This window comes from Streptomyces sp. NPDC002577 (assembly GCF_053594815.1).
Genome location: NZ_JBSFWK010000063.1, coordinates 36,007 through 43,336, shown reverse-complemented (window position 1 = coordinate 43,336; position 7,330 = coordinate 36,007). Strand labels below are relative to the sequence as shown.

Sequence of the window (7,330 nt, the reverse complement as noted above, 5' to 3'; positions counted from 1 at the left end):
GCTATCTCGCCGGACTCCACCTGCGCGCCTCGATGATCTGGCTCAAAGACCTCACCCGGACCACCCATTGATCACGACTCGATACGCGCCCTAGAGGAGTACTACCGGGGGAAGGCCGCTGCGGCTGACGCGTCCTGGACCTCCCTGAGGACGCCGTCCTTCTCCGCGTGCAGCACACCGGTGCTCGGGCACTGCCAGATCCCGGCCGGGCCGGGGATCTCACGCAGCCGTAGGCCCGCACGGCCCACCCAGCCGACGCGCCGGGCCGGAACGCCGGCAACGAGAGCGAAGTCCGGCACGTCACGGGTGACCACGGCGCCCGCCGCCACCATCGCCCACCGGCCGATGCGGACGGGGGCCACGCACACCGAGCGCGCGCCGAGCGACGCACCCTCGGCGACCGTGACCCCCGCAGGTTCCCAGTCGCCACTGCGCTTGAGCCGCCCTTCGGGGCCCACAGCGCGCGGGTTGTGATCGTTGGTCAGGACGACGGCGGGGCCGACGAAGACTCCGTCGCCGAGCTCCGCGGGCTCGTAGACCAGGGCGTGGTTCTGGATCTTTACCCGGTCGCCGATGCGGACGCCGGGGCCCACGTAGGCGCCCCGGCCCACCACGCAGTCCTCGCCGAGCACCGCCCCCTCGCGGATCTGGGCGAGCTCCCACACGCTGGTGCCGGGGCCCACCGCGGCCGACTCGTCGATCTGCGCCCCGGCTGCGGCCCGGATCGGCGCCGGCCGCGTATCGCTGTTCTGCCTCATGTGCTGTGGAACGACCCACAAGGGCACGGGGTGCGGGGCCTTCTGCCCGATAGTTTCGACGATCCAGAAGGCCCCGCACCCCGCGATCAGCGCATTCTCAGGGAGTGGCTCTGCAGCCGGTCACGTCAGTCACGAGCGCATTGTCGTTCCAACCCGTGCCCCGAGCCACGCCCACCCCGTCATTGGCCCAGGTGACGCCGCCTCCCAGCGGATCCAGATGGCGGTACCAGAAGAGTGTCCCTGTGCTGTTCCGGGTCAGCAGAACACCGGCACCGAAGGAGGCAAGGTGAGTGAACCCGCCCCACCCGCTTCCGATCGTCAGTCCCGCGCCGTTGTTGGCCCAGGTGGCAGTTCCCGTGCTCGCGCCCAGGTGGCGGTACCAACGCAGCAGGCCGTTCGTCGTCACGCCGTACAGGACGCCGTTTCCGCTGGCGGCGATGCGCTGGAGGCTGTTCCATCCGGTGCCGATCTGGCGCCCGGTGAACTGCACCCAGCTGAGCTCGCCGGCTGTTCCCAGGTACCGGTACCAGAACAGCCTTCCGTCCGGGGTCACCGCGTAGATCACACCGTCACCACCGCCGATGACAGTGGTGTACGCGTCCCATCCGCCGAAACCGATCTTCTTGCCGCTGCCGAGGTCCGTGGCCCCGCCTGTGCCGTTGTAGTTGTTGTCCTTGAACCAGAACAGGTCGCCGGCGGGGCTGATGGTGAAGATCACCCCGTCGCCACCGGAGAACGTCTTCGTGGCATTCCACGACGTACTGATCACTGCCTGGTTCCACGAACCGTTCCCGGTGAGCGGGGCGTTGTCGGCCCAGCGCCGCAGTTGGCCGTTGCCGTCCACGTGGTAATTGCTCACCGCTGGAGTCGTGCAGGCGAAGGTGACCGCACGGTCGGCGTGGGCGGGTACGCCTGGAGCGATGAGCGTGCACAGGGCGGCCACGAGCGCACTCCATCTGAAGCGGGATGTGCGTCGTGTTCTGTCGCTTTGGGGCATTGGATTCTCCACGATGGTGCTGGGATCGCCGAAGTGCTATGCGCAGAGCGGTTGCGCGGTCAGGGTCGTGCCCGCAGTGCTGGTCAGGATCACCCGGAAGCAGTGCCCCAATTCGCCGAACAGCGTGCCGAATCCGTGCCGCTGGTAGCGCAGCGGGCCGACGTCCTGCGTGGCGGAGGTGAAGCCGTTGTTCAGATCCACATAGCTGATCTGGTAACTGCCGGGGCCGTCCTGCTGCTCCACGTCGTAGTTGAGGCCCACCACGTCATTGACCGTCTCCGCGGTCACACACAATTCGGCCACACCGTCCTGGTTGCAGAGCGTGTTGGCGGCGGCGTCGGCGGGTGTGACAGGAAAGGCTGTGCCAAGAAGCGCCAATGCGAGTACGGGGAATTTCCGCATGTCCGTTGACTTTCTTCCGGTGAGGAGGGTGTTCGGGATCTACACCCCGGATACGAATTCGGCGCAAACGGGCCCGAGGTCGATGCAATCGCCGCCTGTCCGGCAGGTATGTAGCGTGAAACAGGTCTGAAGATTTCCGTAGAAATCCCCGATCGCAGTCTCCCCGGGCTCCACCGATACTGTGCGTGGCTCGGATTCAGGACCCCCCTCCATATCCGTGTACGACACCGTGTAGCTCGCGGTGGTGTCGCCGTTGTTCGTGATGTGGTACTGGAGGCCTGTCACATCCAGGACTTGTTGTGCGGAGACGCAGACCCGCGTGTTGCCGAGGTTTCCGCAGGCGTTGGTCGGAAACGGTTGCTTTCGAGCGGGTGTGGCACAGGCGACCGGACCGGGGAGGGTCAGTGCGATCGGCACGGTCGCGGCGCCCACCAGCAGGGTGCGACGCGAAATCTCGGGCATGTTCTCTCCTCTCCTTCTACGTGGGAACGGACACGCCGCGGGAGCGGCCGCGTAGGCGATCGCCCTAAACCACTGCTGCCGCGAACACGTTCTGCAGGATTTTCCGGATCGCGGCGTCGTACGGCACAGCGCCGTTGAAGGTCTGGGAGCTGGCTGTGAACACCCAGCCGCCGGTGGTATTGGGCGTGGCCCAATAGATCATGTCGCCGCCGGTCGGTGAATTGAGGCCCTTGGCGATGAGCACGGCTTGGGACGTCGCACTACCCCCCAGCACATCGATTTCGAAGCCGCTGGCCGGGCCGCTGTAGCCGACTGCCCCGAAGGTGCTGCCCACCGAAAGGCCGGTTCCGTTCAGGAAGGGATGAGCGCTTTTCACCTGGTACGGCGCAAAGGTGTTGTACGACGGTGAGTAGAAACCTACCCCCAGGATATCCGTTTCGGGCTGTCCGTCCTCTCTGAAGAGATTCCGGGTACCGTCGGGCCGCCGATAGGTGATCGCCTGGGTCGAGGGGTACTGCACCTCCTCGTAGATGCCGTTCCCGCCCAAGTAGATGATGCGACCGCCGGCGGTCCGGTAGTTGGCCACGTTTGTCCGCGCGGTCTCCGTGAAATATTCGGGGTGAGTGGTCAGCACCAGCCCTCTGTAATTCGCGGTCCGCAGCCAGGTGGCGCCGGTCGCATCCAGATCGCCGTCGCTGTAGCAGTCGAAAGGGATGCCCGCCGAGGTCATCCAGCGCAGGAGCAGCAGATCCGAGTAGAGCCGGCGGTCGATGATTCCGGGTGCGGTCACATAGGTATGCCCCAGTTCGAGCCCCATATTGGGGCGCTGCAGCGTGATGGTGCGCTGCACGCCTACTTGACCGCTCGTGTACTGGTTGTGTCCGCCCCAGTAGTTGTAGGCGTTGTAGGTGTTGGTGGGCACCAGGACGGCGACCCGTTGGGCGGCGGCGGCGGGCGGCGTGGGCGGCCGCACCACGAACATCACGTAGTACTCGCCGAGATACGGGGATTTCAATAGCGAGGCGTAGATACCCGAGGGGAAGCTCGAAGCCGGGGTCGTGGGAATCGTGAACGACTCGCCCCACCCGCAGCCCGCGCTGCGATAGTTGGCCTGCAGCAGCTGGAGTTTCCCCGCTTGGGTGACGGGAGGGGTGACCTGCACCGGTGCACCGGTGGCGGGCGCCAGGCGCACCGTGGAAGAGGTGTACGACGAGAAGGTCGTGGAAACCTGAATTCCGACGGTGGCGCCCTGCACATTGGACACCGAACTCGGGTAGCCCTGTAGCGCCCCCGACCACTGACTGGTGAAACCAGAGCCGACCAGAAGGCCGACCTTGTTGTTGAACCACTGGATACCATCCGTGTCGATGGTCTCGGAGTTCTGTAGGCGATACCACATGAGGTCGGTGTCAGGACCGGGCGGATTGGTGTTGCTCAGTCTGACCCGGTAGATGGTGCCAGAGCCGTTCGAGAAAATCGCCTGCTGGTAGTATTCGACCAGAATTCCGAGGTTGATGCCGGCGCCGTTGTTCGCCCAGGTCGGCGACCCGTCCGTGCCGAGATAGCGATACCAGAAGAGCGAGCCGCTGGCCGCATTGATCGCGAAAATGACCCCGTTCGGGTCGGCGAAAAGATAGGTGAACGACTTGAAGCCGTAACCGATCTTCGCACCGGAATTCGGTGCCCAACTGCGTACGCCGCCGGTGCCGGTGTATTTGTACCAGAACAGGTTGCCCTCTTCGTCCTGCCCGTAGAGGACGTTGTTCCATCCGCCGATGATGCGCGGAAAATTCCACCCGTTACCGATCCGGACGCCGCTTGACGGGTGCCAGTTCCCCTCGCCGGTATCCGGGTTCGTCAGAATGTACTGGTACCACTTCAGATCCCCGTTCGGACGGACCGCGAAAATCTGTCCGTCGGCGGCTGCCACGACGATGCGGAACTGCTGCCATGCGGTGCCGATGAGTCGACCGACGCCATTATTGGCCCAGGTGGCAGAACCGTCGGGCCAGCCCGTATTACGATACCAGTACAGATCGCCGTCGGCCTGGATCGCGTAAATGATGCCGTTGCCGCCGGGTACGAAACTCAGGAAGCGCTGCTGGGGGTCGTAGCTCATGAGTTTCAACCTCGATGTCTACTCTGGGTGGCCGCGGTGGATGCCTGATTTTGTTGGGCTTGTGTTGGGCGTGCAAGAACCGACGCGTCTCATTGGGGCGAGGCTTGAGCCATTCGCAGTTCTGGTTTAACCCCTTCGCGTTGGAATTGAGCCATCTGAATTGGGGTTGAGCCATTCGTATTCCGTAATTTTCCGTAATGCGGTGAGCATTAAAGGGATTTACCGATGAACGTCAGGCGTCTTTGGGCCCGCTGCCCTGTCCGCCGGGCGTCGTAGCGATCCGCCGCACCGCTCGTTTACCGACTGAGGGTGACGAGAGGAGTCAGCGCGACATGAAGAGTGCGAACGGCGCGGAACGCGGACGCGAGCGCGGACCGGACAGCGCTGTGCCGTCGTGCGACGTCAGCGTGATCGTTCCGGTCTACAACACCATGCCGTACCTCACCCGGTGCCTGGACTCGCTGGCAGGGCAGTCCATCGGGCACGCACGGATGGAGGTGATCGCCGTCGACGACGGTTCGACGGACGGCAGTGAGAAGGAGCTGGAACGGTACGCGTCGCTGTACCCGGGACTCTTCAAGGTCAGCCACCAGCCCAATTCAGGTGGGCCCGCGAGTCCTTGCAACCGCGGCCTGGATTCGGCCGTCGGCCGCTATGTCTTCTTCCTCGGTGCGGACGACCACCTCGGCCCCGAGGCCCTGGAGCGGATGGTGGACAGCGCCGACACCAACGCGTCGGATGTCGTGTACGTGAAGATGGTGGGCGTCGGCGGCAGGAAGGTGGCCGACGCCGTGTTCGCCAGAACCCGGGCGGAGGTGCCGCTCAGCGACTGGCGCCTGTGCTGGGCCCTGTCCAACACCAAGCTCTTCCGCCGCTCCCTCGTGGCGGAGCACGGTCTCCGCTTTCCGGAGGACGTGAGCATCCTCGAGGACCAGCCGTTCACGCTCGAAGCGCTGTTCCGCGCACGCCGTATCTCGGTACTCGCGGACTACGACTACTACTTCTCGGTCCGCAGGGAGGACCTGAGCAACCTCACCCTGTCGTCCCCGCCGCTGGAGAGACTGCGCGGTCTGAGGGCCGCGATGGCCGTCACCGAGCGGTTCACCGAGCCGGGCAGCGCCTGCCGCACCAACATGAACGTGCGGCACTTCCACGTCGAGGCCGAGGAGATGCTGCGCTCCGGCTTCCTCGATCTGCAGGAGAGCGTGCAGAAACAGGTCGTCGAGGGGCTGGGGGCGCTGTTGGAGCGGTACTTCGACGAGGCGGTCGAACGGCGGCTGGAGGTACGTCGCCGGGTGCGGCTCGCGCACGTGCGCGCGGGGGACGTGGCGGGGCTGCGGGCCGCCATCGCCCACGAGGACGACAAGGGGCGCGTGCCCTTCACCGCGCGAGGCGATCGCGTGTACGCGGACTACCCCGCCTTCCGCGACCCGGAACGCTCGCTCCCCGACAGCGTCTTCGACGTCACGAGGACGATCGCGCAGCGGGCCGCCGGACAGTGCCTGGAGATCCGTTCACTGGCCGCCGAGGGGAAGCGGTGGGGGCCGCTCATCCTCCGGATGCGGGCGCTGAGTTCCCTGGAGAACCTCGCTGAGCTGGCCGGTCAGAGAGTCGCCTCGGTCGCCGTCGACGAGGCGCCGGCCCGGACCCGTATCGCGCTCCGTCGGCCGGCGGACGGCGTGGGGACGGAGATCGACGTGGAAATCCCCTGGACCGCAAGGAAGTCCGAACACACCCTTGTCCTTCGGGTTCGTATGGCGGGTGTGGAGCGCACGGCCCTGGTGGCCGACGGGGCCGGGCTGATGCCGCCCCGGCGCCGGTGGATCCGCTGCCGGCCCTGCACTGTCGTCGCGCGGTCCGATGCGAAGGGCCGACTGGTCGTGTCCGCCGCCCCGATCCGGCTGCGCAGCGCTGCGGCCCGTCGGTTGAGGCGGCTGATTCGTGGTTAGGGCTCGGAACAGTGCCGAGTCCGCTCCGAGGAGCCGGACCGTGTCCCAGGCGGCCGGGACATCCGTACGAGGATCGATCCCGCAGCAAACGCTCCCGGGTTCCGTCCCGCAGGCCCGAGATGAGGGCTTCACCCGCCTGTTGGGGCGTGGAGTGGGGTTGTTGGCCGGGTGCGTGCTGCTGCTGCTCGGTGTGGCGTGTGTGCTGGGGATCGAGGTGCGTCCGAGCGCCGACGAGTGGTGCTTTCTGTCGTATGTACGCGATGAGGGCACGGGCACGGTCGTGGACAAGTTCTACAACTTCCAGAACGGCCGTCTCTTCAACGCGCTGATCGTGGAGGCGTACAGCGCTTTCGGTGTGCTCGGTCTGCGGCTCTTTCCGGCTGTGAGTGCCGTGGTGACCGTGGCCGTGCTGTGGGCGCTGGCGCGGCGGATCTGGCGGGTCATGGGGTTCGGCGGGCCGCGTGGTCTGCCGCTGCTTGCGGCCGCCACGGTCACGGTGCTCTTCCTGCTCGGCAGCGAGAACACGTATCAGACCTTCTATTTCGCGGCGGCCAATGAGTCGCACACGTTGCCGCCGGTTTTGGCCTGTGCTGCGTTGTGGGGCGGTCTTGCGGCGCGTAGGCGTGGGCAGCGGGTGGCGGCG

General features: G+C 65.9%; 6 protein-coding genes and 1 pseudogene. 2 read left to right on the top strand and 5 right to left on the bottom strand.

Going from position 1 to position 7,330, the window contains the following annotated elements; translation table 11 throughout:
• Positions 1-101 precede the first annotated feature (101 nt).
• From ACWD4J_RS40665 to ACWD4J_RS40645, 5 genes are all read right to left on the bottom strand, one after another.
• Positions 102-758, bottom strand: a complete 657-nt coding sequence (locus ACWD4J_RS40665) for an acyltransferase (protein WP_451400588.1) — start codon at positions 756-758, stop codon at positions 102-104.
• Positions 759-855: 97 nt separating this feature from the next.
• Positions 856-1,701: a tachylectin-related carbohydrate-binding protein gene (locus ACWD4J_RS40660; protein ID WP_451400587.1), complete on the bottom strand. Its 846-nt coding sequence runs from the start codon at positions 1,699-1,701 to the stop codon at positions 856-858.
• Between the two features lie 90 nt (positions 1,702-1,791).
• Positions 1,792-2,157: a hypothetical protein gene (locus ACWD4J_RS40655; protein ID WP_451400586.1), complete on the bottom strand. Its 366-nt coding sequence runs from the start codon at positions 2,155-2,157 to the stop codon at positions 1,792-1,794.
• 39 nt (positions 2,158-2,196) lie between these two features.
• Positions 2,197-2,619: a hypothetical protein gene (locus tag ACWD4J_RS40650; RefSeq protein WP_451400585.1), complete on the bottom strand. Its 423-nt coding sequence runs from the start codon at positions 2,617-2,619 to the stop codon at positions 2,197-2,199.
• Between the two features lie 64 nt (positions 2,620-2,683).
• A complete protein-coding gene (locus ACWD4J_RS40645) occupies positions 2,684-4,738 on the bottom strand; it encodes a N,N-dimethylformamidase beta subunit family domain-containing protein (protein ID WP_451400584.1) in 2,055 nt (684 codons plus the stop codon).
• Positions 4,739-5,070: 332 nt separating this feature from the next.
• Between ACWD4J_RS40645 and ACWD4J_RS40640 the strand changes: the two genes are divergently transcribed.
• The gene (locus ACWD4J_RS40640; protein WP_451400583.1) at positions 5,071-6,687 is read left to right on the top strand and encodes a glycosyltransferase family 2 protein; all 1,617 of its coding nucleotides are present in this window, start codon (positions 5,071-5,073) and stop codon (positions 6,685-6,687) included.
• A gap of 172 nt (positions 6,688-6,859) precedes the next feature.
• Positions 6,860-7,330: pseudogene (locus ACWD4J_RS40635) on the top strand (DUF6056 family protein); the annotation flags it as partial.